The 26,995-nt window shown below is 65.7% G+C and carries 24 protein-coding genes and 1 pseudogene; 15 read left to right on the top strand and 10 right to left on the bottom strand.

Annotated elements, in window-relative coordinates; all coding sequences use genetic code 11:
• The first annotated feature begins 9 nt into the window (after positions 1 to 9).
• Positions 10 to 342: a PAAR domain-containing protein gene (locus ACVIW0_RS18240; protein ID WP_461353565.1), complete on the top strand. Its 333-nt coding sequence runs from the start codon at positions 10 to 12 to the stop codon at positions 340 to 342.
• 158 nt (positions 343 to 500) lie between these two features.
• Here ACVIW0_RS18240 and ACVIW0_RS18235 read toward each other — a convergent pair whose 3' ends face one another.
• Positions 501 to 827 (bottom strand): NIPSNAP family protein, encoded by a 327-nt coding sequence (locus ACVIW0_RS18235; RefSeq protein WP_461348250.1) that lies wholly within the window; start codon positions 825 to 827, stop codon positions 501 to 503.
• 171 nt (positions 828 to 998) lie between these two features.
• Between ACVIW0_RS18235 and ACVIW0_RS18230 the strand changes: the two genes are divergently transcribed.
• The 3 genes from ACVIW0_RS18230 (at position 999) to ACVIW0_RS18220 (ending at position 3,874) form a co-directional block, all read left to right on the top strand.
• The gene (locus ACVIW0_RS18230) at positions 999 to 1,673 is read left to right on the top strand and encodes a response regulator transcription factor (RefSeq protein WP_461353564.1); all 675 of its coding nucleotides are present in this window, start codon (positions 999 to 1,001) and stop codon (positions 1,671 to 1,673) included.
• Complete coding sequence (locus tag ACVIW0_RS18225; RefSeq protein WP_461353563.1) at positions 1,670 to 3,049, top strand: sensor histidine kinase; 1,380 nt, start codon at positions 1,670 to 1,672, stop codon at positions 3,047 to 3,049. The genes ACVIW0_RS18230 and ACVIW0_RS18225 overlap by 4 nt, the downstream gene beginning before the upstream one ends.
• A gap of 159 nt (positions 3,050 to 3,208) precedes the next feature.
• Positions 3,209 to 3,874: a class I SAM-dependent methyltransferase gene (locus tag ACVIW0_RS18220; protein ID WP_461353562.1), complete on the top strand. Its 666-nt coding sequence runs from the start codon at positions 3,209 to 3,211 to the stop codon at positions 3,872 to 3,874.
• Between the two features lie 18 nt (positions 3,875 to 3,892).
• On the opposite strand, the gene ACVIW0_RS18215 is transcribed toward ACVIW0_RS18220, so the two are convergent.
• Together ACVIW0_RS18215 and secG are read right to left on the bottom strand one after the other, a co-directional pair.
• Positions 3,893 to 5,524 carry a CTP synthase gene (locus ACVIW0_RS18215; protein ID WP_461353561.1) on the bottom strand — a complete coding sequence of 544 codons (1,632 nt, stop codon included), beginning with the start codon at positions 5,522 to 5,524 and terminating at the stop codon, positions 3,893 to 3,895.
• A 167-nt stretch (positions 5,525 to 5,691) separates the two neighbouring features.
• A complete protein-coding gene (gene secG / locus ACVIW0_RS18210) occupies positions 5,692 to 6,084 on the bottom strand; it encodes a preprotein translocase subunit SecG (RefSeq protein ID WP_461353560.1) in 393 nt (130 codons plus the stop codon).
• 205 nt (positions 6,085 to 6,289) lie between these two features.
• On the opposite strand from secG, the gene ACVIW0_RS18205 reads away from it, so the two are divergent.
• Both ACVIW0_RS18205 and ACVIW0_RS18200 read left to right on the top strand, forming a co-directional pair.
• Positions 6,290 to 6,856 (top strand): helix-turn-helix domain-containing protein, encoded by a 567-nt coding sequence (locus tag ACVIW0_RS18205; protein ID WP_461353559.1) that lies wholly within the window; start codon positions 6,290 to 6,292, stop codon positions 6,854 to 6,856.
• Positions 6,857 to 6,859: 3 nt separating this feature from the next.
• The gene (locus ACVIW0_RS18200; RefSeq protein WP_461353558.1) at positions 6,860 to 7,393 is read left to right on the top strand and encodes a GNAT family N-acetyltransferase; all 534 of its coding nucleotides are present in this window, start codon (positions 6,860 to 6,862) and stop codon (positions 7,391 to 7,393) included.
• 148 nt (positions 7,394 to 7,541) lie between these two features.
• Here ACVIW0_RS18200 and tpiA read toward each other — a convergent pair whose 3' ends face one another.
• Positions 7,542 to 8,294 carry a triose-phosphate isomerase gene (gene tpiA / locus ACVIW0_RS18195; protein ID WP_461353557.1) on the bottom strand — a complete coding sequence of 251 codons (753 nt, stop codon included), beginning with the start codon at positions 8,292 to 8,294 and terminating at the stop codon, positions 7,542 to 7,544.
• Between the two features lie 317 nt (positions 8,295 to 8,611).
• Here tpiA and ACVIW0_RS18190 point away from each other — a divergent pair, with 317 nt between their 5' ends.
• The 5 genes from ACVIW0_RS18190 to ACVIW0_RS18170 all read left to right on the top strand — a co-directional run bounded on the left by ACVIW0_RS18190 (position 8,612) and on the right by ACVIW0_RS18170 (position 15,852).
• Positions 8,612 to 10,513: a peptidylprolyl isomerase gene (locus ACVIW0_RS18190; RefSeq protein WP_461353556.1), complete on the top strand. Its 1,902-nt coding sequence runs from the start codon at positions 8,612 to 8,614 to the stop codon at positions 10,511 to 10,513.
• Positions 10,514 to 10,578: 65 nt separating this feature from the next.
• Positions 10,579 to 11,601 carry an anthranilate phosphoribosyltransferase gene (trpD, locus tag ACVIW0_RS18185; protein WP_461353555.1) on the top strand — a complete coding sequence of 341 codons (1,023 nt, stop codon included), beginning with the start codon at positions 10,579 to 10,581 and terminating at the stop codon, positions 11,599 to 11,601.
• Between the two features lie 4 nt (positions 11,602 to 11,605).
• Positions 11,606 to 12,427, top strand: a complete 822-nt coding sequence (trpC, locus tag ACVIW0_RS18180) for an indole-3-glycerol phosphate synthase TrpC (protein ID WP_461353554.1) — start codon at positions 11,606 to 11,608, stop codon at positions 12,425 to 12,427.
• Between the two features lie 4 nt (positions 12,428 to 12,431).
• Entirely contained in the window at positions 12,432 to 12,965 is a 534-nt protein-coding gene (gene moaC, locus ACVIW0_RS18175; RefSeq protein WP_461353553.1) for a cyclic pyranopterin monophosphate synthase MoaC, read from the top strand.
• A 154-nt stretch (positions 12,966 to 13,119) separates the two neighbouring features.
• Positions 13,120 to 15,852: a bifunctional diguanylate cyclase/phosphodiesterase gene (locus ACVIW0_RS18170; RefSeq protein ID WP_461353552.1), complete on the top strand. Its 2,733-nt coding sequence runs from the start codon at positions 13,120 to 13,122 to the stop codon at positions 15,850 to 15,852.
• A 1-nt stretch (position 15,853) separates the two neighbouring features.
• Here the strand turns inward: ACVIW0_RS18170 and ACVIW0_RS18165 are convergent, their stop codons facing one another.
• Positions 15,854 to 17,356 carry a calcium-binding protein gene (locus ACVIW0_RS18165; RefSeq protein ID WP_461353551.1) on the bottom strand — a complete coding sequence of 501 codons (1,503 nt, stop codon included), beginning with the start codon at positions 17,354 to 17,356 and terminating at the stop codon, positions 15,854 to 15,856.
• A gap of 329 nt (positions 17,357 to 17,685) precedes the next feature.
• A complete protein-coding gene (locus ACVIW0_RS18160) occupies positions 17,686 to 19,044 on the bottom strand; it encodes a S41 family peptidase (protein ID WP_461353550.1) in 1,359 nt (452 codons plus the stop codon).
• 877 nt (positions 19,045 to 19,921) lie between these two features.
• Between ACVIW0_RS18160 and ACVIW0_RS18155 the strand changes: the two are divergent.
• Positions 19,922 to 20,104: pseudogene (locus tag ACVIW0_RS18155) on the top strand (hypothetical protein); the annotation flags it as partial.
• Between the two features lie 99 nt (positions 20,105 to 20,203).
• Here ACVIW0_RS18155 and ACVIW0_RS18150 read toward each other — a convergent pair.
• The 4 genes from ACVIW0_RS18150 to ACVIW0_RS18135 form a co-directional block, all read right to left on the bottom strand.
• Positions 20,204 to 20,353, bottom strand: coding sequence for a hypothetical protein (locus tag ACVIW0_RS18150; protein WP_461353549.1), 150 nt, complete (start codon positions 20,351 to 20,353; stop codon positions 20,204 to 20,206).
• Positions 20,354 to 20,583: 230 nt separating this feature from the next.
• A complete protein-coding gene (locus ACVIW0_RS18145) occupies positions 20,584 to 21,600 on the bottom strand; it encodes an ABC transporter substrate-binding protein (RefSeq protein WP_461353548.1) in 1,017 nt (338 codons plus the stop codon).
• Between the two features lie 222 nt (positions 21,601 to 21,822).
• Positions 21,823 to 22,734 carry an amino acid ABC transporter substrate-binding protein gene (locus tag ACVIW0_RS18140; RefSeq protein ID WP_461353547.1) on the bottom strand — a complete coding sequence of 304 codons (912 nt, stop codon included), beginning with the start codon at positions 22,732 to 22,734 and terminating at the stop codon, positions 21,823 to 21,825.
• 109 nt (positions 22,735 to 22,843) lie between these two features.
• Entirely contained in the window at positions 22,844 to 23,779 is a 936-nt protein-coding gene (locus ACVIW0_RS18135) for a DUF3280 domain-containing protein (RefSeq protein ID WP_461357361.1), read from the bottom strand.
• Between the two features lie 236 nt (positions 23,780 to 24,015).
• Between ACVIW0_RS18135 and ACVIW0_RS18130 the strand changes: the two genes are divergently transcribed.
• The 3 genes from ACVIW0_RS18130 (at position 24,016) to ACVIW0_RS18120 (ending at position 26,985) form a co-directional block, all read left to right on the top strand.
• Positions 24,016 to 25,422, top strand: coding sequence for a HAMP domain-containing sensor histidine kinase (locus ACVIW0_RS18130; protein ID WP_461353546.1), 1,407 nt, complete (start codon positions 24,016 to 24,018; stop codon positions 25,420 to 25,422).
• Complete coding sequence (locus tag ACVIW0_RS18125; protein ID WP_461353545.1) at positions 25,419 to 26,081, top strand: response regulator; 663 nt, start codon at positions 25,419 to 25,421, stop codon at positions 26,079 to 26,081. Before ACVIW0_RS18130 ends, ACVIW0_RS18125 begins: the two co-directional genes overlap by 4 nt.
• A 175-nt stretch (positions 26,082 to 26,256) precedes the next feature.
• Complete coding sequence (locus ACVIW0_RS18120; protein ID WP_461353544.1) at positions 26,257 to 26,985, top strand: Crp/Fnr family transcriptional regulator; 729 nt, start codon at positions 26,257 to 26,259, stop codon at positions 26,983 to 26,985.
• Positions 26,986 to 26,995 lie beyond the last annotated feature (10 nt).

The following is a 26,995-nucleotide window of genomic DNA, read 5'->3' as shown; positions in this document are numbered from 1 at the left end:
GGGGATGAAATGCGTCTGTCGATGATCGGAGCCGTTGCCGCCCTGTCGGCGATGTCCGGCCTGGCCTATGGCCAGACTAGCAGCCAGCCCGGGGTCGTCACCAGCGGCGCTGCCGGCGTCACCATCAATGGCAAGCCAGCCGCGCGCAGCGGCGACACCACCAGCAATGGCGGCCCGCTGGTCGAAGGCGTGCCCAACGTGCTGATCAACGGCAAGCCTGCCGTGGTGATGGGCGACCGCACGCATTGCGGCGGCAAGACCACCTCGGGCAGCCACGGCGTCTTCATCAACGGCAAGCCGATGGTGACACAGGGCGATCAGACCTCGGGCTGCCCGCAATAAGCTCCTGCGGCACGCTTCTTCCCCTCATGGTGAGGAGCGCGGAACGCGCGTCTCGAACCATGAGGCTCCAGCTGTGGCCTACATCCTTCGAGACGCTTGCTTCGCGAGCTCCTCAGGATGAGGGGTAGAATTTGTTGGCAGGCGCCAGCGGGCCGTCGTTACTTCACCGCTGAGAACGACGTCGGCACCAGGAGCTGGTTGACGATGTTGAGAACGATCTGGCCGTCCTCCTCGGTCTTGGCGCGCGCGCTGATCCATTCCGGATCGGTCGTGAACGCGGTCCACTTCTTGTCGCGCTCGGCGAGCGACTCCCAGGCCAAGAGATAGGTCAGTTCCTGGTTGGATTCGCCGACCAGCGTCGTGAAGAAGCCAGCCTGCTTGATGCCGTGCTTGTCCCACAGCTTGAGCGTGATGGTCTCGAAACGCTTGAGCAGCGCCGGCAGCCGGCCCGGCAGGCAACGATAAACGCGGGTCTCGTAGATCATTGGCGGTACTCCCAGAATTGTTTGCGCGGGCGGTTATAGCTACTCGGTTCCGGACTGTCTTGAGGGGGTGACAACATGGCACCCCTGCTCACGGCAGGCGGCCATTTCCGCAATGTTGTTGCAATGTTACTTGCCTTAAAAGCAGCCCTTCAGGATCTGGACCCAAAGCACATGCGGATATTGCTGGTCGAAGACGAGGCCGAGATGGCGGCGGCGCTGTCGCAGGCACTGAAGGGCTACGACATGGTGGTCGACCATGTGCCGAACCTTGCCGAGGCCGAGGAAGCGATCTCCGCCGACGTCCACGCCGCGGTGCTGCTCGACCGCCAGCTTCCCGACGGCGACGGGCTCACGCTGATCCCGAAACTGCGCGCCAAGGCGGACGGTGTGCCGATCATCGTGCTGACCGCGCGCGGCGACCTCGCCGACCGCATCACCGGCCTCGACTCAGGCGCTGACGATTATCTGGCCAAACCCTTCGCGGTCGAGGAACTGCTGGCGCGGCTGCGCGCCGTGCTGCGCCGGCCCGCCGGTTTGCAGCTCGAGATCATCAAGGCCGGCCGCGTGGCATTCGATTGCGGCCACCGCGAGGCCAGCGTCGATGGCCGCCCGCTCGAGCTGCCGCGGCGCGAGCTGCTGGTGCTGGAGACCCTGCTGCGCCGCATGGGCCGCACCGTGCTGCGCGCCACGCTGGAGGAAGCCGTCTACAATTTCGAGGACGAGATCCAGTCCAACGCGCTCGACGCCCATGTCTCGCGCCTGCGGCGCAAGCTTGCCGACGCCGGTGCCGGCGTCGAGATCCACAGCATCCGCGGCGTCGGTTACCTCCTGAAGCAGACGTCATGAGCGAGGCGGCCGATCACTATTGCCTGCGCTCCAAATTGAGCTGGTGGCTGGTGACGTTGCAGGCGGCTCTGCTCGCCCTGCTCGTCATCCTGCTGATCGCGGGTCTGTGCGCCTCCGGCATCCTGCTCGTGCCGCGCGACGAGGACCACGTCATCGGCATCGTGCAGGGTGCGCTCGCACGCGATCCGCAAGGCGGCCTGGTGCTGCGCCCGACACCGGATCTGAAAAAGCTGCGCGAGAACACGCCCGACCTCTGGTTCGTGGTGCGCGACCGGCAGGGCCATTCATTGTCGGAAGGTGCGGTGCCGAGCGAGTTTGCCAGGATCGGTGACGCACTCGACCAGATCAGCCAGGCGCGGCTCGGCTGGCAGATGTTCGAGGACGATCCGCGCAAGCCGCCCGCCCGCATGAAGCGCGTCAACACCGATGCCGGACCGGTTCAGGTGATGACAGCCACGCAAGGACCGATGACGCGCACCAAGACGGTGCTCGCCACCTCGCTGGCGTTTCTCGCCGTCGCCCTGCCCGGGCTCATGCTGATGGCCGCGGCGACCTTCGTGGCAACGCCGATGGTGATCAGGCGCGCCTTTGCCGGCCTCGACACTGCGGCCGACGAAGCGCGCCGGATCGATTTCCGCCAGCGTGGCAGCCGACTGTCGGCGGACCATCTGCCGCTCGAAGTCGCGCCGCTCGTGACCGCGGTCAACGATGCGCTGAAGCGGCTCGACGACGGCTATTCGCGCCATCAGCGCTTCGTGGCCGATGCGGCGCACGAATTGCGCACGCCGATCGCGATCCTCAACACGCGGCTGGAATCGCTGCCTCCGGGCCCCGAGAAAACCCGCCTGCTGGAGGATTCGGCGCGGCTTGCGACCCTCGCCGAGCAATTGCTCGACATCCAGCGCTTCGACCAGTGCCGCAACCCGTTCGTGCGGGTCGATCTCGTCGCGGTCGCGCGCAATGTCGCCGCCGACCTCGCGCCGCTGGCGATCGCGGCCGGCTACGAATTGTCGCTCGATGCCGCAACCGATCGCGTCGAAACGCTTGGCGACCGCGCCGCGCTGGAGCGCGCGCTGACCAACCTCGTGCAGAACGCCATCCAGCACGGCGGCCGCCGCGGCACCATCACCATCCACGTCGGCAGCGCCGCGACCATCGATGTGACCGACGAAGGCGACGGCATTCCGCAGGACCAACGCGCGCGGATCTTCGATCCATTCTACCGGCTCGCGCCGCTCGACCGCGGCGCCGGGCTCGGGCTGAATATGGTGCGCGAGATCGCAAGGCTGCATGGCGGTCACGTTTCCGTACTCGACGGTCCGAAGGGCGGCGCATGCTTCCGCCTCACATTACCGCCGGCGCCGTTCGTCTCGTGATGCCAGAGCGTTTTCGAGCGAAGTGGATACCGGTTCGCGTGAAGAAAACGCGTCAATTCCAGCAACAATGCGCAATGTTCTCGCAATGCAGCTCCCGCAAACAACGCATCACGCTTCGCATGTGAGTCGAAGCGGGACGACACTTTGTTGGGAATCCCAATGTCACATGATCTCCTGTCTTTCTTCACGGCGTGGATGGCAGCGCCCGGCCGCGTCGGCGCCATCGCGCCGTCGGGAGCCGCGCTCGCCGAGCTGATCACGCGCGACATCTCCGCCGACACCGGCCCGGTGCTGGAGCTCGGTCCGGGCACTGGCGCCTTCACCTATCAGCTATTGAAGCGCGGCGTACGTCAGCAGGATCTCACGCTGGTCGAATACGGCTCGGATTTCATGCGGCTGTTGCAGCTGCGTTTTCCCGGCGCGCGCGTGCTGTGGATGGACGCGGCGCGGCTGGCCTGGGAACGACTGTATGACGGCGCGCCGGTCGGCGCCGTGGTCAGCGGACTGCCGCTGCTCAACATGTCGCCGCGCAAGGTGATGGCGATCGTCGGCGGCGCGTTCAGCTATATGCGTCCCGGCGGCGCGTTCTATCAATTCACCTACGGCATGCGTTGTCCGGTGCGGCGGCCGATCCTCGACCGGCTCGGCCTGCGCGCCACGCTGGTCGACCGCGCCATCCTCAACGTGCCGCCGGCCGCGGTCTACCGGCTGACGCGGCGCCCGCAATACAGATTGATGACGCGCGACGGCGCGCTGGCGGCCGGTGCAGACAGTCTGCCGATCAAGAAAGAACGCCGGGCCAGCGAGGACTGCGCCACCATCTGACGGCGCGGCTGATCGAGCTTAGACCAGCCGGCTCTGCTTCGCTGCCGCCTCGATGAACGAGGCGAACAGCGGGTGCGGTTCGAACGGGCGCGACTTCAGCTCGGGATGGAACTGGACGCCGATGAACCAGGGATGGTCCTCGTATTCGACGATCTCCGGCAGCACGCCGTCGGGCGACATGCCGGAGAAGCGCAGGCCGTGCTGCTCGAGCCGGTCCTTGTAGGCGGTATTGACCTCGTAACGATGGCGGTGCCGCTCGGAGATCTCGGTCGCACCGCCATAGACCTGCGAGACGCGGCTGCCGCGGTTTAGCGCGGCAGGATAGGCGCCGAGCCGCATCGTGCCGCCGAGGTCGCCGCTCTGCGAACGCCGCTCCAGCTCGTTGCCGCGCAGCCATTCGGTCATCAGGCCGACCAGCGGCTCCTTGGTGGGGCCGAACTCGGTTGAGTTGGCCGCCTCGATGCCGACCAGATTGCGCGCCGCCTCGATGACGGCCATCTGCATGCCGAAGCAGATGCCGAAATACGGCACATCGCGCTCGCGCGCGAACTGCGCCGCGCGGATCTTGCCCTCGGCGCCGCGCTGGCCGAAGCCGCCGGGCACCAGAATGCCGTTGACGTGCTCGAGGAACGGCGCCGGGTCCTCGTTCTCGAACACCTCGCTCTCGATCCAGTCGAGATTGACCTTCACCTTGTTGGCGATGCCGCCATGCGAGAGCGCCTCGATCAGCGATTTGTAGGCGTCCTTCATGCCGGTGTATTTGCCGACGATCGCGATCGTCACCGCGCCTTCCGGATTGCGGACGCGCTCGTTGATCACGTTCCAGCTCTGCAGCGCCGGCGGAATCTTCGCGGTGATGCCGAAGGCGGCCAGCACCTCGTCGTCGAGGCCGGCCGCGTGATAGGCCTCCGGCACGGCATAGATGTTGTCGACGTCGCGCGCCTCGATCACCGCGCTCTCGCGCACGTTGCAGAACAGCCCGAGCTTGCGCCGCTCTTCCTTCGGAATCTCGCGGTCGGTGCGGCACAGCAGGATATCCGGCTGGATGCCGATCGAGCGCAGCTCCTTCACCGAATGCTGTGTCGGCTTTGTCTTGAGTTCGCCGGCGCTTGGGATGTACGGCAGAAGCGTCAGGTGGATATAGACGGCGTGATCGCGCGGCAGCTCGTTCTTGAGCTGGCGGATCGCCTCGAAGAACGGCAGGCCCTCGATGTCGCCGACGGTGCCGCCGATCTCGACCAGCACGAAATCGTACTCGTCGTTGCCCTCGAGCACGAATTCCTTGATCGCGTTGGTGACGTGCGGGACCACCTGGATGGTGGCGCCGAGATAATCGCCGCGGCGCTCCTTGGTGATGATGTCCTGATAGATACGCCCGGTCGTGATGTTGTCGGCCTTGGTGGCCGGACGACCGGTGAAACGCTCGTAATGGCCGAGATCGAGATCGGTCTCGGCGCCGTCGTCGGTGACGAATACTTCGCCGTGCTGATACGGCGACATCGTTCCGGGATCGAGGTTAAGATAAGGATCGAGCTTGCGAAGGCGGACTTTGTAGCCTCTGGCCTGCAGCAGAGCGCCGAGCGCCGCTGAAGCCAGACCCTTGCCGAGCGAGGAGACCACGCCGCCGGTGATGAATATGTACCGCGCCATGGGACTTTACCTTTAATCCGCTTCCTGCGATTCGCAAAACGAATCAGCTGTTCCCGGCAAACAATTCGCCGGGCTGTGGGTTTCGATAAACTGAGAGCGATTTCAGAGCATTAATGGGGGTTCTGGATGCACGATGCGAGCGCTGCATCCTGCATGGCCACCCCGCTTTATTGCGACCGTGGCGCCTGCGGCCCGCTCGGGGCCTGCTGGCCCTGCTGCTCGTCGGTCTTCTTCAGCGAATCGAGGATGCCGCCGGAGGTCGGCGGCGTCAGCGGCGTGCCACCGGCCGGCTGCGTCTGCTGCGCCGGCGCGCCGGTGCCGATGATCGAGCTCGGCTTGCGGTCATAGCCCGCGTACCAGGACAGGAACAGGCTGGTCAGGAAGAAGCCGACCGCCAGGATCGCGGTGGTCCGCGTCAGCAGATTCGCCGTGCCGCGGCTCGACATGAAGCCGGCACCGCCGCCCATGCCGAGGCCGCCGCCTTCGGATTTCTGCAGCAGCACGGCGCCGATCATGATGGCGACGATCATGAGATGGATGATGATAACGACAGTCTGCATCGCAAGCCTTCCGTCACAAGCCGCCAAGCGGCCAGACAAACGGCGCTATCGGCTTTGCGGGTTTCGTGAAAGTCGCGCCCTGTTACACGATTGCACCGGGCATTGTCACCCCCGAGATAGTCGCAGCGATTGACATCACAAGCAGCGCCAACGGAGCTCGCCGGAGCCCTTGATCGGAGCCGGAAAATTCCATTATAATTGACATATGGATGCTTTAGTAGACGATCTGAGCCAGCGCCTGGCGCAGCGGATCAGGCTCGAGCGCGACGGCCGCGGCTGGTCGCTGGCCGAGCTTGCCGAACGCGCCGGCGTCTCGAAAGCGACCATCAGCAAGATCGAGCGCGCCGAGGTCAGCCCGACCGCGGTCGTGCTGGTGCGGCTCGCCTCGGCCTTCGACCTCACGCTGGCTGGCCTGATGCTGCGAGCCGAGGGCCAGGGCGAACGGCTGTCGCGCGCCGCCACGCAGCCGCTGTGGCGCGATCCGGAAACCGGCTATCTGCGCCGCCAGGTGTTCAGCCGTCCCGATCATCCGGTCGAGCTGGTGCGGGTCGAGCTGCCGCCGAAGCAATCCGTCACCCTGCCCGCCTCGTCCTACGCCCATATCCGCCAACTGGTCTGGGTCCTGAGCGGCAGCCTCGTCATCACCGAAGGCGGCGCGCGTCACGTGCTCGCGAGCGGCGATTGCTTCGGCTTCGGCCCGCCGGCGGAAACCACCTTCGCCAACGAGAGTAACGCCTCCTGCACCTATGTGGTCGCCCTGGCCCGGAGCTGATTCATGCCGCAGTTTGCCATCAAGCCACTCGCCGACGAGCCCGGGATTCGCGGCGCGCTCAGCGAGCTGCTGATCGAGACCGTCGCCAGCGGCGGCTCCGTGAGCTTCATGCATCCGCTGTCGCCGGGCGGTGCCGGTGCGTTCTGGCGGGACGCGCTTGGCGCGGCCGCGCGCGGCGAGCGGATCGTGCTCGGGGCGTTCGACGGCAATGATCTGATCGCGACCGTGACGCTGCTGCTGAAACTGCCGCCGAACCAGCCGCATCGGGCAGAAATCGCAAAGATGATGACGCGCCTCAGTCACCGCCGCCGCGGCGTCGCAACGGCATTGCTCCACGCCGCCGAGCGGCTCGCAATCGAGCACGGGCGCACGCTGCTGGTGCTCGACACCGCCGTCGACGACGGCGCCGCGCCGCTCTACGAGCGATCAGGCTTTCAGCTCAGCGGCATCATCCCGGATTACGCGCTGAAGCCGCATGGCGGACTCACCGGAACGATGATCTACTGGAAGCGGATCGGTGCTGCTGCGGCCGCGTAAATCAGCACTAATCCCGTCATCCTGAGGAGGCCGCGCAGCGGCCGTCTCGAAGGATCGACGGCCCGGCTGGTGGCCGTGCATCCTTCGAGACGCGCTACGCGCTCCTCAGGATGACGGTGTGAAAGCTCAGGGTAGAGCGGGCAGCCACCTAACACCCCGCGGCGATTGCCAGGAAGTCCGACGCCTTCAGGCTGGCGCCGCCGACCAGCGCGCCGTTGACGTTGGCGACGGCCATCAGCTCGGCCGCGTTCGACGGCTTCACCGAGCCGCCATAGAGGATCCTGATCCTATTTCCCTCGGCCTTGAAGCGATCGGTGAGCTGTCCCCGGATAAATCGATGAACTTCCTCGACATCTTTGGCGGTCGGGGTGAGACCGGTGCCGATCGCCCAGACCGGCTCGTAGGCCACCACCAGGTTGGCCGCGGTCGAGCCATCGGGCAGCGAGCCGGCAAGCTGGGTGCCGCAGACATCGAGCGTCTTGCCGGCATCGCGCTGCTCGCGGGTCTCGCCGATGCAGACGATCGCGGTCAGGTGGGCGCGCCAGACAGCCTCCGCCTTCTGCCGAATCAAGGCGTCGGTCTCGCCATGGTCGGCGCGCCGCTCGGAATGGCCGACGATGATGGCGACCGCGCCGAGGTCTTTGAACATTTCCGCCGACAGGTCACCGGTGTGGGCGCCCGATGGCTTCGGATGACAGTCCTGGGCGCCGACGGCGACCTTCGAGCCGCGCGCTCTGTCGGCGAACGCCCCGACCAAGGTCGCCGGCGGACAGACCAGCAGGTCGGCCTTGCCGGCGACATCGCCGGCGCCGGCCAGCATCGCGTCGAATTCGGCAAAGGAGGATTTCAAGCCGTTCATTTTCCAGTTGCCGGCGATCAGCGGCCGGATGGCGTCGGTCATGTCGGATGTCCCATCTTCTCAACGTCGTCATGCGCTATCAGAGCCGGGCCGTGACTTCCAGAGCGCGGCTTGGCTCCCGCCCGCGCGGCGTGCGGAGCGCTTTCGAGCGAAGTGGGCACCGGTTCGCGTGAAGAAAGCGCGTCCGAACAAGAGCCTGCCCGCTTCAATCCGCCCCCTCACCCATGGTTGCGGGGGGGCTTCGGCCACTTTATAAGCGTTTTCAATTCGGTGACGCCCCGCTGCCGGACCATAAAGTCCCGACTTTTGGTCCCACTTGGGCACGACCCGGTTCCCCTCCTGTAAAACAAGTTGGACCCATGCTTCGAGGAATGCGGAAAGCCTCATCAAACTGGCTCGGCAAGACCGTTATGGCCGTGGTGATGGGCGTTTTGATCGTCAGTTTCGGAATCTGGGGCATTGCCGACATTTTCAAGGGGTTTGGCCAGTCGACCTTCGCCAAGGTCGGCGGGACCGAGATTTCGGCCGAGCAGTTCCGCCAGATCTATACCGACCGCCTGCAGCAGCTTGGCCGCCAGTTCGGCCGTCCGCTGACCCCGGACCAGGCGCGCGCCTTCGGCATTGACCGCCAGGTGTTGCAGCAGACGCTCGCGGAAGCCGCGCTCGACGAGGAGGCGCGCCGCATGGGCCTCAATGTGTCCGACGCCGAGGTGCTGCGCGCGGTCTACAACGATCCGAACTTCAAGGGCCTCAACGGCCAGTTCGACGCCCAACGCTTCCAGGCCGTGATCCGCAATTTCGGCTACACCGAAGGCCGCTACATCGCCGAGCAGCGCCGCGTCGGCTTGCGCCGGCAGATCGCCGGCACCGTCTCGTCCGGGATCGAGCCGACCAAATCGATGGTCGAGGCGCTGACCCGTTTCCAGAACGAGCAACGCTCGATCGATTTCGTCACGCTCGGTGCCGCGCAGGCCGGCACCATCGATCCGCCCTCGCCCGAGGCGCTCGCCGCCTATTTCGAAGACCACAAGGTCCAGTTCCGCGCGCCCGAATACCGCAAGATCGCCTTCGTCGCGATCACGCCCGAGGAAATCGGCAAATGGGAAACCGTGTCGGACGAGGATGCCAGGAAGCTGTTCGAGGAGCGCAAGGACCGGCTCAGCAAGCCGGAGAAGCGCGAGGTCTCGCAGATCGTGTTCCCGGACGCCGGCGAGGCGCAGGCCGCGCGCGCCCGTATCGCCTCGGGCACCTCGTTCGACGACATCGTCAAGGAGCGCAACCTCAATCCGGCCGACGTCAATCTCGGTCTGGTCGCAAAGTCGGCGATCCTTGACCCTGCGGTCGGCGACGCCGCCTTCGCGCTGCCGGCGGGCGAAGTCAGCCAGCCGGTGCAAGGCCGTTTCGGCGTCGCGCTGGTCAAGGTCGGCAAGATCGAGCCCGGCGTGACCCCGAGCTATGAGAGCGTGGCGCAGCAGGTGAAGAACGAGATCGCCGCCGAACGCGCGCGCACCAAGGTCGCCGAGCTGCGCGACAAGATGGAAGACGAGCGCGGCGGTGGCTCCAGCGTCATCGACGCGGCACAGAAGCTGAAACTGGCCGCCGTCACGATCGACGCGGTCGATCGCTCGGGACGTCTGCCGAACGGCCAGGTCGCGGCCAACATTCCGCGCGGCCTCGACGTGGTGTCGCAGGCCTTCAACACCGACGTCGGCGTCGACAACGACCCGATCCAGTTCAACAACGGCTATGTCTGGTACGACGTGCTCGGCATCACGCCGTCGCGCGAGCGCACCCTCGACGAGGTCCGCGACCAGGTCGAGGCCAAATGGCGCGAGGACCAGATTTCCGCCAAGCTGCGCGCCAAGGCGACCGAGATCGTGCAGAAGCTCGACGGCGGCGCCAAGCTCGCCGACGAGGCGGCTGCGGCGGGCGTCAAGGTCGAGACCGCGACCAACTTCCGCCGCGAGGCAACGCCGGCCAACGTGCCGGCCGGCGTGATCGCGGCCGCGTTCCGCACCGCGAAGGACGGCGACGGCCAGACCTCGGTCGCCGGCGGCAGCCAGTGGGTGGTGTTCCGCGTCACCGACGTCACGGTGCCGCCGGTCGACTTCGCCTCCAACGAGGTCAAGCAGCTCACCGAGGCGCTGCGGCGCTCGCTGAGCGACGAGCAGGTCGCGCAATATGTCAGCAAGATCGAGTCCGACATCGGCGTGACCGTCAACCAGGCAGCCTTCGCACAGGTGACAGGCGCGAATAATTGAGCATGATCTGAGCCGCAAACGCTTTCCGCGTTTGTCGCGCTCCAGCAACAGACCTGAGCCAGCGAATGGACGACCTGAAATCGATCATCGGAAAAGTCGCCACCGGCGCCACGCTGACGCGTGAGGAAGCGGCAGCCGCCTTCGACAGCATGATGTCGGGCGACGCCACGCCCTCGCAGATGGGCGGGCTGTTGATGGCGCTGCGGGTGCGCGGCGAGACCGTCGAGGAGATCACCGGCGCGGTGAGCGCGATGCGCAGCAAGATGCTGCCGGTCAAGGCACCGGCCGAGGCGGTCGACATCGTCGGCACCGGCGGCGACGGCTCCGGCTCGGTCAACGTCTCGACCTGCGCGGCCTTCATCGTGGCGGGCGCCGGCGTGCCGGTCGCCAAGCACGGCAACCGCGCGCTGTCGTCGCGCTCGGGCTCGGCCGACGTGCTGGCCTCGCTCGGCGTCAAGATCGACCTGACGCCCGAACAGGTCGGGCGCTGCGTCAGGGAGGCCGGCATCGGCTTCATGTTCGCGCCCGCGCATCATCCGGCGATGAAGAATGTCGGCCCGACCCGGGTCGAGCTCGCCACCCGCACCATCTTCAACCTGCTGGGGCCGCTGTCGAACCCGGCCGGCGTCAAGCGGCAGATGGTCGGCGTGTTCTCGCGGCAATGGGTGCAGCCGCTGGCGCAGGTGCTCAAGAACCTCGGCTCCGACAAGGTCTGGGTCGTGCACGGCTCCGACGGCCTCGACGAGATCACCCTCACCGGCCCGACCTTTGTTGCCAGGCTTGAGAATGGCGAGATCACGACATCGGAGGTGTCGCCTGAGGACGCCGGCCTTGGCCGCGTCGGCGGCGAGGCGCTGAAGGGCGGCGATGCCGATGCGAACGCGATCGCGCTCTCCAGCGTGCTGAACGGCAAGCCGAGCGCGTATCGCGACGTCGCCTTGCTCAACGCCGCGGCGGCGCTGATCGTGGCCGGCCGCGCCAAGGACCTCAAGGAAGGCGTGGCGATCGGCGCCCAGTCGCTCGACAGCGGCGCGGCCGCCGCGCGGCTGAAACACCTGGTCGCGGTTTCCAACGGTTTGAGCGTGTAAAACGATGTCCGATATCCTGACCAAGATCGAGGCTTACAAGCGCGAGGAGATATCAGCCGCAAAGCGCGCGCGTTCGCTCGCCGAGGTCGAGGCGCAGGCCAAGTCGGCCTCGGCGCCGCGCGGCTTCGTCCGCGCGCTCAGGGACAAGCACGCACGTGGCGACTACGCGCTGATCGCGGAAGTGAAGAAGGCCTCGCCCTCGAAGGGACTGATCCGCGCCGACTTCGATCCGCCCGCGCTCGCGAAGGCCTATGAGGCCGGCGGTGCGGCGTGCCTGTCGGTGTTGACCGATGCGCCCTCATTCCAGGGCCATCTCGACTTCATGGTCGCGGCCCGCGCCGCGACCAGTCTGCCGGTGCTGCGCAAGGATTTCATGTTCGACACCTACCAGGTGGCGGAAGCGCGCGCTCATGGCGCCGACTGCATCCTGATCATCATGGCCGCGCTCGACGACGCCGCTGCCGGGGAGCTCGAGGACGCCGCAATCTCCTACGGGATGGACGTGCTGATCGAGATCCACGACGGCGCCGAGCTCGACCGCGCCTTGAAACTTCGCTCGCCGATGATCGGCGTCAATAACCGCAATCTGCGCACCTTCGAGACCACGCTCGCGACTAGCGAGGCGCTGGCGCCGCTGATCCCGCGCGACCGCCTGATGGTCGGCGAGAGCGGCATCTTCACGCCTGACGATCTCGCCCGCCTGGAGCGCGTCGGGATGTCGACCTTCCTGGTCGGCGAGAGCCTGATGCGCCAGCAGGACGTCACGGCGGCGACCCGAACCCTGCTGACGCGGCCGACCGCACCGCGCGCCACCGGCACGCGCTGACGCGATGGCGCGGAAGACCAAAGCCAAGAACACGGCTGCGACCGAGGTCGAGCCGACCGGCACGGCCCTCACCCATATCGACGCCAAGGGCGACGCGCGCATGGTCGACGTCTCGGCCAAGCCCGCGACCGAACGGACCGCCGTCGCCGAAGGCCGCGTCCTGATGAGCAAGGCCACGCTGGCGCTGATCGAGCAAGGCCGCGCCAAGAAAGGCGACGTGCTGGCGACCGCACGGATATCAGGCATCATGGCGGCGAAGCGGACCTCGGAATTGATCCCGCTCTGCCATCCGCTGGCGCTGAGCAAGGTCACGGTCGATATCGCAACCGACCGCAAGCTGCCCGGCTGCATCGTCCGCGCCAGCGTCAAGGTGACCGGGCCGACCGGCGTCGAGATGGAGGCGCTGACCGCGGTTTCGGTCGCCTGCCTGACGATCTACGACATGATCAAGGCGGTCGAGCGCGGCGTGCGCATCGAAGGCATTCATCTCGTCGAGAAGATCGGCGGCAAGTCCGGGCACTACCGCGCCGGCAAGTGACCCCTGTTGTGCAGGACGGCGTTTCGCGCCCGTCCGCAACCGTTCGTTAACCAGCCTCGCTAACCGCAGCTCCATCTCGTTCGGATACGACTTTCGCGGGCCGGCGGTGCGTGAAAGCTACTTCCGGGTGAAAAGCCTGGAAGCGAATGCATCAATGAATCCAAACGGCAGCGCCTCATTCAATATCACCTCGGTGATCGGCAGCGGTCCGATCCGCTGGCTGATCCTTGGCGGCGCCGTGCTGATGGCCGCGATCGCGATCGGCGCGACCCTGATGGCGGAGAATTTCCGCGAGCGCGCGTTGCACAACAGCGAGCGCGAGCTGGAGAACACCGTGCTGCTGCTGGCGCGGCATTTCGACCAGCAGCTCGACGATCTCGAGGTGGTGCAGCGCGACCTGATCGCCTTCATGCGCGACAACGGGATCGCGACGCAGGAGAATTATAAGCGGCGGATGTCGGCCGCCGACATCCATGCGGTGCTCAAGTCCAAAATGGAGGCGCTGTCCAACGTCGGCAGCCTCAACGTGTTCGACGCCGAGGGCGCGCTGATCAACAGCTCGGGCGCCTGGCCGCTGCCGCAAGCCTCTATCGGCGATCGCAGCTACTTCCAGATCTTCAAATCGAGCCCCTACTCGCCCGACATGCAGGTCGCACCGGTGATCAGTCGCGTGACCGGAAACTGGACCACGGTCATCGTCCGCAAAGTCACCGGCCCGCACGGCGAATTCCTCGGCGTGGTCGGCCGCGGCATCGAGCCGGCGACCTTCGAGAAGTTCTTCTCGACCGTTGCGCTCGGCGAAGGTGCCGCGATATCGATGCACCATCGCGACGGCACGCTGCTGGCGCGCTATCCGCATGTCGAGGAGCTGATCGGGAAGAATTTCCGCAGCGGCCCCGCCAACCAGCAGCAGGTGTTCGAGCAGCCGGCGAGCACCACGCGGCTCGCCAGCCCGGTCGACGGCAAGGACCGCCTGGTGTCGTCGCGGGCGCTGACCAAATTCCCGATCGTCGTGGTCGCGACAACCACCACGGAAGCGGCGCTCGCCAATTGGCGCGAGCAGATCGCCATCCTGATCGCGGTGACCAGCATCTCCGTGCTGGCGATCGCGATCCTGCTGACCCTCGTGGTGCGCAAGCTGGTGCAGCAGCATCGCGCCCAGCAGCAGCGCCTGACCCTGGAAAAGCTCCGGCTCGACACCGCCGTCAACAACATGACCCAGGGACTGCTGCTGTTCGATGCCGCGCAGCGCCTGGTGATCTGCAACAAGCGCTATATCGAGATGTACGCCCTCTCGGCCGACATCATCAAGCCCGGCTGCAGCTTCCGCGACGTCATCGTGCATCGCCACCTGACCGGCTCGTTCCAGGGCGATGTCGAACGTTACGTCAACCTCGTGCTGCGCGACGTCGGCGTTCGCAACACCATGGTGATCACGACGCCCGACGGGCGCTCGATCCAGATCGTCAACGAGCCGCTCGCCGACGGCGGCTGGCTTGCCACCCACGAGGACGTCACCGAGCGCCGCCGCGCCGAGGAGCGGATCACCCATCTTGCCCACTATGATGCGCTCACCGATCTGCCGAACCGCGCGCTGTTCCACGAGGAGATCAAGCGCGAGCTGTTGCATGTCACACCCGACAGCCAGCTTGCCGTGCTCTATATCGACATCGACGAATTCAAGGGCGTCAACGACTCGCTCGGCCACATGGTCGGCGACGAGCTGCTCAAGTCCGTCGCCAGGACGCTGAGCGGCGTGATCGGCGACGGCGATTTCGTCGCCCGCCTCGGCGGCGACGAATTCGCGATCGTGCAGACCGGCGTGAAGAGCGAGGTCGAGGTCACCGACCTGGTCGCGCGCATCTACGAGGTGATCCGCTCGCCCTATCAATGCCTCGGCCACCAGGTCACGACCGATGCCAGCATCGGCATCGCGCTGGCGCCGAAGGACGGCACCGATCTCGACCAGATCATGAAGAACGCCGACCTCGCGATGTACGCGGCCAAATCGGCCGGCCGGCGCGTCGCGCGGTTCTTCGAGCCGGCGATGGATGCCGACGCCCGCGCCCGCCGCGAGCTCGAGATGGAGTTGCGGCAGACGATTGCGGCCGGTAGCGGGCTCGAAGTCTTTTACCAGCCCTGCGTCGACCTGCGCAGCAACGCGATCACCGGCTGCGAGGCGCTGGTGCGCTGGCGTCATCCGCTGCGCGGCATGATCTCGCCGGCCGAGTTCGTGCCGATCGCCGAGGAGACCGGCCTGATCAACCAGCTCGGCGAATGGGTGCTGATGACGGCCTGCAAGGAGGCCGTGAACTGGCCCGATCACGTCAGGCTCGCCGTCAACGTCTCGCCGGTCCAGTTCAAGAGCGGCACACTGGCGCTCAAGGTGATCGCGGCGCTTGCGGCGTCGGGCCTGTCGGCCGGCCGGCTCGAGCTCGAGATCACCGAGGCGGTGCTGATCCGGGACGACGAGACGGCGCTCGCCGCGCTGCACCAGCTGCGCGCCATCGGCATCCGGATCGCGCTCGACGATTTCGGCACCGGCTATTCGTCGCTGAGCTATCTGAAGCGCTTCCCGTTCGACAAGATCAAGATCGACCGCTGCTTCGTCACCGACATCGCCGACCCGCAGGGCTCGGCCGGCATCGTCGAGGCCGTCGTCAACATCGCCGCCGAGCGCAGCATGACGACCACTGCGGAAGGCGTCGAGACCGCGCAGCAGCAGCAATTGCTGCGCGAACTCGGTTGCTCGGAAATGCAGGGTTTTCTGTTCAGCGCCCCGAAGCCGGCAGCGCAGATCCGCGAGCTGTTGGCCGGGCATCGTCATGGCCCGGCTGCGGGTGCGGGCGCCACACGCCGGCGCAAACCCGTCGCCGGAGCGGCGTAGCTTACGTAAAACTGAACATATTGGCGCTGAGCTGTCCGGGCCCCGTGCCGATCAACCAGACGGCATTGCCGGCGCTGTCGGTGATGATGGTGGTGTTGATGGCGGCATTGTAGGACGAGGCCGCTAGCACGTCCGAAAACGACTGCAGCGAGGTGCCGGCAAAATTCACGACATCGCTGACCCCGCCGGTGTTGAAGTCCTCGATCACCATGACTTCGGAGGTGGTATCGTTGATCGTGAAGGTGTCTGAACCGCCGCCCCCCCAGGCGTAATCGATCCCACCGCCACCGCTGACGACGTCGGCACCGGAGCCCATCAAGAAGACGTCGACGCCACTGCCGCCCATGACTGTATCGCCGCCATTGGAGCCATAGACGTAGTTCTGGCCCGATCCGCCGTAGATGAGGTTGCCGTCGGTCTCACCCGATGAAATGAAGATATTGAGGCCGGAGCCGCCGTACATCGTGTCAACGCCGGTGCCGCCGTAGAAATAGTTGGTGCCGGCACCGCCATAAAGAACGTCGGCGCCGTCTTCACCGTACATGACGTTGACATCGGAAGAGGCCAGCCCGCCGGAGCCATCCAGCGTGTCGTCACCCGTTCCGCCGAACAGATAGTTCGACCCGGCATCGCCGTGCAATGCGTCGTTGCCGTCAGCGCCGATCAGGATATCGTTGCCGTAGCCGCCGAACATCGCATCGTTGCCGCCGAGACCATACAAATAGTCGTTGCCCCAATATCCGTAGATGGTGTTCGGGCCAGCCTCGCCGATCAGGATATCGTTGCCGAGGCTGCCGACCGCGACCTGGATATTGAACACGCCGTCATGTCCGATGGTAGGCCCGATCGCATAATGAAGTCCGAGGTCGAGCGTCACGCCGCCGCCGACGCCGGAAAAACTGACGGTGTTGATGCCGGCGCCGCCGTCGTAGACATCGTTTGAGCCATCGTCGCGCCCGGCGGACAGATAATCGTTGCCGTTGCCGCCGTTCAGCGTATCGGCGCCGCCATTGCCGTAGATGACGTCATTGCCGTCACCCCCGTTCAATGTCTCGCTTGAGTCTTCTCCGGCCAACAGGTCGTTGGCGCTGGTGGTACCGACCATTTGCAAAAGCGACGTGTCCGTTGCCTTGAACTGCGAGGTTACACCACCGGCCCTCCCGCTTTCGCCGATGTGGGTCCCGTCAACGAGATAGATATCGCGGAAAAAATCCCAATCCGCGTAATAGGGCTCGTAGCTGATGAATTCATCTATGATATAGGCGACATCGAACAGCGATCCCATAAACAGCACCGTATCGCTGGCGCTGCCGCCCACGGGGGCAACATAGTCGCTGCCGTCGCCCAACTCGAACGCGAACGTGTCGCTGCCCAGTCCACCAATAAGGGTATCGTTGCCAGCTCCGCCATCGAAATAATCGTTGCCGCCCATGCCGGAGATGCTATCGGCGCCGGCGGTCCCGATTAGGGTGTCGTCTCCCGTCGTCCCGTTGATGTTCGCCATGAAAAACTCCCTGAAATTGGATCAGCCGTCCGGCTATTTTGGGCACTCGAAAAAGCGGCAATTCCCGCGAAGGGTCGCCACTATCATTGGAACAATGAAAGCCCGCGCTTGATAGGACCCCGTGTTTTCAACGGTTGGCAATGTGCGAGATTTAATTAGCACGCTTCGGTTGAGTCAATCTTGGACGCAAATAGATACACTCCAAAAATGCGGACGCCGCGTCGCCTGATTGGGTGATGAAAAGGTCTCACCATGAGGCTCGGGAAATCTCTGCCCCAGAAGCAAAAAAGCCGCCCCTCGGGGCGGCTTTTTGCTGCTCGAACGTTGAACTAGTTCGGCACCGGCCGCTTCTGCGCGGCCTTGGTGTCGGCGTTCTTGGCGTCGGCGTTGACGGTGACGCCGCGCAGCTGGTTGAAGGCCGCGGCCAGCGCCTTGTCGTTCTTCTCGTCCGGCGGGACGTAGGACTGCGAGCCGGTCTGCTCGGCGCCCTCGGCCGAGAGATGGCCGCGCATCGAGGCCTCGCCCTTGATCTCGGAGCGGGTCTTGAACTCGTCCGGCACCTCCTGCAGCACCTCGATGTCGGGCTTGATGCCGAGCGCCTGGATCGAATGGCCCGACGGCGTGAAATAGCGCGCCGTGGTCAGCGCCAGCGCGCCATTGCCGGTGCCGAGCGGAATGATGGTCTGCACTGAGCCCTTGCCGAACGAGCGGGTGCCGATCAGGGTCGCGCGCTTGTGGTCGTGCAGCGCGCCGGCGACGATCTCGGAGGCCGAGGCCGAGCCGCCGTTGATCAGCACCACCAGCGGCTTGCCCTTGGTCATGTCGCCGCCATGGGCGGTGAAGCGCTGGGTCTCTTCCGGATTGCGGCCGCGGGTGGAGACCACCTCGCCGCGCTGCATCAAGGTCGAGGTCACCGACACCGCCTGGTCGAGCAGGCCGCCCGGATTGTTGCGGAGGTCGACGACGTAGCCGGCGAGCTTGTCCTGCGGGACCTGCTTCTGGACGTCCGCGATCGCCTTGCGCAGGCCCTCGGTGGTCTGCTCGTTGAACGAGGTGATCCTGATATAGCCGATGTCATTGCCCTCGACGTGATACTTCACCGGGCGGACGCGGATGATCTCTCTGGTGATCGAGAGCTCGATCGGCTTGTCGGCATCCTTGCGCACGATCTTCAGCCGGATCGAGCTGTTGGGCGCGCCCTTCATCTTGTTGACGGCCTGATCGAGCGTCATGCCCTGGATCTGGTCGTCGTCGATCGAGGTGATCACGTCGCCCGACATGATGCCGGCGCGCGAGGCCGGCGTGTCGTCGATCGGCGCCACCACCTTGACGAAGCCGTCCTCCATCGTGACCTCGATGCCGAGCCCGCCGAACTCGCCATGCGTGGTCTCCTGCATCTCCGCCCAGCCCTTCTCGTTCATGTAGCGGGAGTGCGGATCGAGCGAGGAGATCATGCCGTTGATCGCCCCCTCGACGAGCTTGGAGTCCTCGGGCTTCTCGACGTAGTCGGTCTTGACCTTCTCGAACACTTCGCCGAACAGATTGAGCTGCGAATAGGTGTTGGAGTTGTCGGAATGCGCGGCGGCATTGGCGACGGCGAATAGATGCGCCCCCTGCGGCGAGGCCACGAGCAGGGTGAGACACGCCCCCGCAACCGTCCCGAGGAAGAAGCCAACATGTTTGCGCATTATCCGTGATCCCTTCGCTATCGGCCGGCAACGTTTCGCAACATTCGGCCCGCCTCACCCCGACGCGGGGCACCACACAACGGCTTTTTGGTCGGATCAAGGCCGCCTCGTCACCGGACCATTACGTTCGTGTCACGAGGCCCCGATCGGTTCCAAATCAGCACTTAGTCAGCATTCCGCCAGCCTCAAGTCAGCTCCCGGTCGGCCTCTGGGCCAGTTTCCCGCACCCGTTCCGGTGGATCGAGGCCCCGGGTCGCGAATCCACGCACGGCCGACGCGGTGCCTACCGCCTTGGGTTATCTACTAATTCACGATCCGCGGCGATCAAATTCGCTTGTTTGTCACGCGGAAATCTGTCCGACACGACGGCGATGACGAGCGCGCCGACCGGCACGCCGCGATCGTATCCCGATCGATGCCGGCCCGCCCCGAACGACAGTTCGCATTGCTGGATTAGCATCCTAAGGTTGTCTTTCGCTGGATTTGACCGCGAGGCTCATTCGGGTTCATGCAGCCCGCTTTGCCAGGTCGACGGCAGGGTCCCCGAATCCGCGCTTCGCACGCGTGTTCCATCGCGACAAATCCAGCGTGCACAGGAAAATTCCAGCGTGCACAGGAAATGATCGCCGCGAAACACGTTGTCCCAGGCAACCAAGGGAGGACTCTCATGAGAACCAGGACGATCGCGCTGCTCATCGCAGCCATTACGGCGACCGCGCCGTTCGCGGCCGCGCAGAACCTGCAAAACGAGGCCGACAAGGGCGCCAAGACACGCAACTCCGGTGAATCCGGCTATGTCGGCGACCAGCAGCGTCCGGGCGCCGCCACCACACCTCCGGGGCGCCCAGATGCCACAACGGGTTCCACGGACGCCGCGACATCTCCGAGCGCCCAGAATTCCGGGACCGGCATCAGCGGAGCGCCGGGCAACAAGAACGGACCGCCCCCTGGCCAGAGCACGGTTGGCTCAAGCTCGCAAAACCTGCATGTCCAGGAGCAGGATCCGTCAAACGTCAAGGGATTGCCCGGCAACAAGAGCGGTCCGCCAGCGAAACGCTGAGCGCGTGACGTTGACGTCAACCCAGAGCAGCGCCGCGCGAGACGCCGCGTGCGCGACGCTGGTCTGACTATTGAGCAGACTTGCTATTGAGCGGTTTTGCTATTGAGCGGTCTTGCGGATTGCGGAGACGTCGGTCGGGCAGCCGGCTCCGCAATCGACCGACTTCCGCTGATCGGTAACGCGCCACACCAGCAACGCGACCAGAACAACGACGGTGACGGTGAGCTTGGCCAATGCGTCGTGATTCAATGTCGGCTCCGAACAACGATCGGCATCAAGACCCGAGTTGCCTGACACCATCATGATACGGTCCTGGCGCGGCCCGCAACCTTCCCGCTCAGCATGGCAGCACGGCAGTGAGGCCAGAGCCGTTCCTGCGGCCCCAGCCGTTACACCGGGCCGTAAAACAGCGAAGTTCCGCGCGCGACTGAATTTGACCGGGAGCCCTTAGCCCATATGGGCTATGGTGCCGGCGGCCATCAGGTCCGTGCCAGGTTCGCGGCACCTGCGGCGATCGCAGCGTTGAAGCTCGTGTCCCAGAATTTTCCAACCTCGGTGCGTGCGTCGAGCACGCCGAGCTTGAGGAAGGTGTCGGCGACTTTCTGGTGGGTCTCCGGCACGTCCGGCGTCACGCCGGCGAGCGAGAAGTCGTCGCTGCGCCGGGCGAACTGGTCGAGAATGTCCTGCAGAGGCAGATGGGTTTCCGCCACCTGCGCGGCCGCATAGACCGCAAAATTCTTGTTGGCGAATGCATAGGCGCGCTGGATCCGCAGCAGCAGATCGCTCACCGCCGCGTGGCGCAGCGGATCGTCGACCGCCTTCGGATTGGCGTAGATCGGGAAATTGCCCGAGAGATAGCCGACGCCGGTCTTGAGCAGGCGCGCGCCCTGCTTGGCGATCGCAAGCTGCCCGTTATAGCCGTAGATCGCCCAGGCATCGAGCTTGCCGGAGGCGAACGCCGAGTAGCCGTCCGACGGCGTCAGATTGATCGCCTCGATATCGCTGAACGCGAGGCCGGCTTCCTCGAGCTGCTTGGCGAGAAAGTAATGCGCCGTCGTCGCGCGCACATAGCCGACGCGCTTTCCCTTCAGATCCGCGATCGAATGGATCGGCGCGTCCTTTGCCGCCACCGTGACCTGGATGTTGAGATCCTCATGGGTGACCGCGATGAAGCGCACCTTGGCATTCTGCCGCGCGGCGAACATCGCCGGGATCTCGCTGCCCGATCCGATGTCGAGCGCATCGCCGTTGAGCGCCTCGATATGGAGCACGCCGTTGTTGAGCTCCTTCCATTCGATGCTGTACGGCGTCTTGTCCTCGCCCGCCGCCTGCAACAGCGGACGCCAGCCGCCCTTGTAATAGGCTACCCGCAGCGTGACGCCGCCGAGATCGGGGCCGCTGCCCGCTCCCGCTTCCGCGCGCACGCCGCCCGCGACCAGACCTCCGGCGAGCACGCCGAGCGCGGAACGTCGAGAAAGAGGCAATCGCTTGGACACCGGCAGCTCCTGATCAGCAGTCACACCTGCTGCAAGCTTAGGAGAAACGCCGCCGAAGTATATGAGACGCTATTTCGTTTTTCGCCGCAGACGCGAAAAGCCGTTCCAAAGATCATGGCTTGACGCGGAAAACCATATCCAACGACGAGACGTAGCCCGGATGAGCGCAGCGACATCCGAGGCCGCTCCCTCAGTCGCCCAGGCTGTCCCCGCTACTCCGCGCTACTTCGCAACCTCATACACGTCAGGATCGTAGCTCGAGTTCGGATGGGCGAACGCGTGGCGCAGCGCGGGCGACATCGCCACGTTGTAGTTGATGCCTTTCGGCGGGGTCGGCTGCTCCAGCCACTTCCGGTACATCCCTTCGATCTCCGGGCTCTGGTAGAGCTCCGCGGTGGCGCGGTCGGCGAGCGCCTTGAACGGCGCGTCCTCCCGGCGCAGCATGATGCCGAACGGCTCGGCCTTCGAGAACGCCTCCTCGCTGATCATGTAGAGCGCAGGCTCCTTCGACCGCGCGATCGCCACCGCAAGCTGGACGTCGTCGAGCGCATAGGCCTGGGCGCGATCGGTCTCCAGCATCAGGAACGCCTCGGCCTGGTCCTTGGCCGGCAACACATTGATGCCGAGCGTGCGGTCGGTATTGACCTTGATGAGCTGCGTGAGGTTCACCGAGCCCGCCACGGCGGTGACCGACTTGCCCTTGAGGTCGTCGATCGTGTTGATCCCGGCCGATTTCTTGGCGGCAAAGCGCGTCGCGCTCAGGAAGTGGGTGTTGGTGAAGGTCACCTGCTTCTGGCGCTCGGCGCTGTTGGTGGTCGCCGAGCAGTGCAGATCGAGCGTGCCGTTGACCATCAGGGGAATCCGGTTCGACGAGGTCACCGGCAAATAGTCGACGGCGATGTCGGGCATGCCGAGCCGCTTCTTCACCGCGTCGACGATCTTGAGGCAGATATCGAGCGCAAAGCCGATCGGCCGCGCATTGTCGTCGAGATAGCTGAAGGGAACCGACGCTTCCTGAAAACCGAGCGTGACCTTCTTGGTCTCCTTGATCTTCTGCAGCGTGCCCGACAGCTCCTCGGCCGCCGCGGGGCTCGCGGCGAGCGTGAGGGCGAAACAGACGGCGGGCAAACGCATTGGCAGCTCCTGTGCGGTGATCAGGCGGCGGTGATAGCGCACAGATGAAAGCGAGGCCAGACGACGCTGTGTCTGGCAGCTATCGCAGTTTGCGAATGGTGCTTTCGACTTATCGCTGCGCCCCGGCCTCGAGCAGGCGGTCGCCGACCAGATGGACCGCGCCGCGGGTCCAGGAATAATCGGCCCCTATCCGCAGGCCGCTGTCGCCGCGCGCAACGACCGTGCCGCTGCGGGCATCGCGCACCTGGAAGCCGACCGTATATTCGGTGCGGCTGACCCGCCGGATTACGCCGATCAGCGATTGATCGGCACCGAGCTGTTGTGCAATCGCCGCCTCGCAGCCGTCGCAGTCGCGCAGCGCGCGCGCCTTGACCGGCTCTGCCGTCACGGTGCCGGTATCGACCAGGCGGTAGCGCCCGGACTGCGCAATGCGGTCGCGCACGCCCTTCGTCACCTCGGCGAGCGTGGCCACGTCGGCGCCGGCAAGCCCCGACGAAGGTGCCGCGGAGGTATCCTCGAGCTCGAATTCGAACACCGCAAGCCCGATCGGTGCCGCAGTGGCGGCCGCTTCCGGCGGCAGCGCGGCCGCAAGGGCGCCGCGCACTTCGCGCGACATGAACATCGCGGCGTGCTCCCACGCCTCATCGGTGTCGCCACGGAACGTGTAGAGCTTCTCATACAGCACCTGGCTCGCGCTAACATCGATCACCGCGACCTTGGCCCACTGGACCAGCGTGCTCATCTTCTGCACGCCGCCGATCACCTTGATCCGGGCCTCGCCCGCGGGCGCCGCCGCCGGGACCAGCCGATAACGCGGCTCCGCGGCGACATCGGCGCGCAGCTTCTGCACCAGTGCCTCGAGCCGCTTCTGGTGGGCGGCGGTCTGGTCGATCACCTCGCCCGACGTATCGAGATAGCTGAAATCGTCGATGCTGACGCCGAGCGGAGCCGCCGCCGCTGCGGCGGTCCCGGCGTGCAGGGCAGCAATTCCGGCCAGCAGGCCGATCAGGGCAACAGAGAGCAAGACGAGACGGGACTGGCGCATGATCGGGCCTTTCGGCGGTTGGTGGGGCGGCTCGCTCGCAACCTGGGCCGACGGGCCCCCGCGCCGCAGCGGCGCGCCTCCCGGCCGGTGCCGGGAAAATTTCACGATCGCGATCCGCACCCAGGGAACGGCCATGGCGGCGCTTCTCGGCGCTTCCGTTCTGCCGTTTAATAGCGGGACGGCCCTGCCCGCGACCGCGCGCCAGCGGCCGTCTGCGACCCCGTGAGGATGCGCCGATGTGGACTTGGTCCGGAAGCGATCTGAAGCTGCGGCTGACGCTGCGTGTGGCTGTCGTGACGGCGCTCTGCCTTGCCGGCATCGCCGGCTACTTCCTGATCGAGTCCGATCGCGCGGTACGTGCCAGGATCGCGGCCGTTGCCGACGTCACCGCCAAGACGCTGGAGTTGCAGCAGAGCAAGATCCAGTGGCTGAACAATCCGCGCGCCGAATTTCCCGATCTCGACAGCGTTGCCGGCTCGGTCATGGCGCCCGGCCTGTGCCTCGCCTTTCGCAGCACCGGCGGCGAGATCAGCCAGCGCTTCTGCGGCGGCGCGCAGACCGATGCGGCCGCGCCGCCGCAGGCCTTCGCGGCGCTCTATCGCCGCCTGTTCGATCCCGGCCGCGAAGCCGTCCGCCCGGTGATCTCGCGCGGACAGACGATCGGTGAGGCCGTGGTCTGGGTCGATCCCGCCGTGCTGACCGCCGAGGCCTGGCACGATGCCGGCCGCCTGATGGCGGCGCTGCTGATCGCGCTGCCGCTGCTCTGTGCGCTGGTTTATGCCGCTCTCGCCCGCGCGCTGCGTCCGACGCGTTTGATCCGCGACGGGCTCGAGCGGATCGCCGCAGGCGACCTCGCGGCGCGCCTGCCGCCGTTCGACCTCGCCGAACTGTCGGCGATCGGCGACGTCTTCAACCAGCTCGCCGAGCGTCTCGCCACCGCGCTGTCGGAGCGCAACGCGCTGACGCAAAAACTGATCCTGGTACAGGACGACGAGCGCCGGCACCTCGCGCGCGAGCTGCATGACGAGTTCGGGCAATCGCTGGCCGCGATCCGCGCGCTAGCCGCCTCGGCACGCCTGACCGCGGTTCAGGATTGTCCGCCTTTGCTCGCCGAATGCGACGGCATCGCACGGACCGCGACCGACATGATGGAGACGTTGCGCGGCGCCCTGTTCCGCTTGCGCCCGCCCGATGTCGACGAACTCGGACTGGCCGCCAGCCTGGAAGGCCTGGTCGCCGGCTGGAACGGCCGCAGCCGGGGAGCGCCGCGGTTCGAGATCGCCATGGCGGGATCGTTCGAGCGCATTGCCGCCCCGGTCAGCGCCAATCTCTACCGCATCGTGCAGGAGGCGCTCACCAATGCGGCCAAGCACGCCGGCGCCACCCGCGTGACGCTGCGGCTTCAGATGCGCGAGGCCGCGCCAGGCGACGCCGGCGAAATCGCGCTCGCGATCGACGATGACGGCCGGCCCGGCGAGTCCCCGATCAAGTCCGGCATGGGCCTGCTCGGCATGCGCGAGCGGGTCGCTGCGCTGGGCGGACGGCTGAGCTTCGAGGCCGGACAGCCCAACGGCTCTTCGCTCCGCGTCACCGTTCCCGTCGCAGCCGGCCCGGACGTCGCACCGGTGGAATGCGCGGCATGAACAATACGGCGCGAACCATCATGCTGGTCGACGACCACGCCGTCGTTCGCGAGGGCTATCGGTCGATGCTGCAGAAGCAGCCGGGCCTCCGTGTCGTCGCAGAAGCCTCCGGCGGTGCCGAGGCCTACCGCCTCTACAAGGAGACCGAGCCCGACCTCGTGATCATGGACCTGTCGATGCCCGGAATCGGCGGCATCGAAGCCATCCGGCGCCTCCGGCAATGGGACAAGCACGCAAAAATCCTGGTGTTCACCATGCACCAGAACGCGGCCTTCGCGGTGCAGGCGATCCGCGCCGGCGCCAGCGGCTACGTCACCAAGACCAGCCCACCCGAGGCGCTGGTGCACGCCGTGATGGATGCACTGTCAGGCAAGATCGCGATCAGTCCAGATATCGACCACGAGCTCGCGCTCAGCCACCTCGCCGGCGAGACCGCCGCCGCCGACCTCTTGACGGCACGCGAGTTCGAGGTGCTGCGCATGCTGCTCGCGGAGAGGACCACCGACGAAATCGCCGAGGCGCTGCACCTCAGTCCCAAGACGGTCGCCAACCTGCATTCCCTGATCAAGGACAAGCTTGGCGTCGGCACCGATATCGAGCTGGTCCGCCTCGCGCTGCGGCAGGGCATCCTGACGCAGATCGATCTGGGTGAACGCTGAGCCCGCCGGGCCGTTCGACCAGCGACAGAGCGCGTCCGCACCTGGAACGCGGGTCCCATCCCGGTTGTTGTATGTCATCGTCGGCAATGACCTTCGGGCGCCGGTTGCGCCCGCGCCTTCCGAAGCAGCCGGACCTCCCTGATCGTCCTGGCTCAAGTGACAGGGAACCGGGACGATGGCTGAAACTCTCTCGGACGTACTGGTGCGCAAGATCAGTGTATCCAACAGGCTTGATCAAGCGGATATCGAGACGCTCAAGACACTCCCGATTCAGAGGCGTCAGGTCCGCGCGCGCGAAATCATCGTGGCGGACGGGCAGAGAGCGACCCAATGCTGCCTGGTCGCGGAGGGCTTCGTGTTCCGCGCCAAGTCAACGCCCGATGGGCAGCGACAAATCCTGTCGCTGCACATTCCAGGCGAGATTCCCGATCTTCAGAGCCTCCATCTCGGCATCATGGACCACGATCTCGTCGCGCTCACGTCCTGTACGCTGGGCTTCATCCCGCATGAGGCCTTAAAGCGGATGAACGCGGCGTTCCCGAACATAGCCGCCGCGCTCTGGCGAGAGACGCTGATCGACGCATCCATCTTCAGGGATTGGATTCTCAATATCGGCCGCCGAACCGGCACTCAGCGCATGGCCCACCTGCTGTCGGAAATGCGGCGCCGGCTGGAGGCGATCGGCCGAACCTCAGGCGAGACCTTCCGGTTTCCGATCACGCAGGCCGAACTCGCCGACTGCTTGGCCCTGTCGACGGTGCACGTCAACAGGGTTCTGCAAGAACTTCGAAGCGAGGGACTGATTGAGATAGACCGCGCCGCCTTCAATCTGCTCGACCGTGCGCGGCTGGAGGAACACGGCCAGTTCGATCCCCATTATCTCCATCTCCACCCATCCGTGTAACGGGGCAACC

Source organism: Bradyrhizobium sp. USDA 4454 (assembly GCF_054822705.1).
This window is presented reverse-complemented; position numbering and strand designations above follow the sequence as displayed.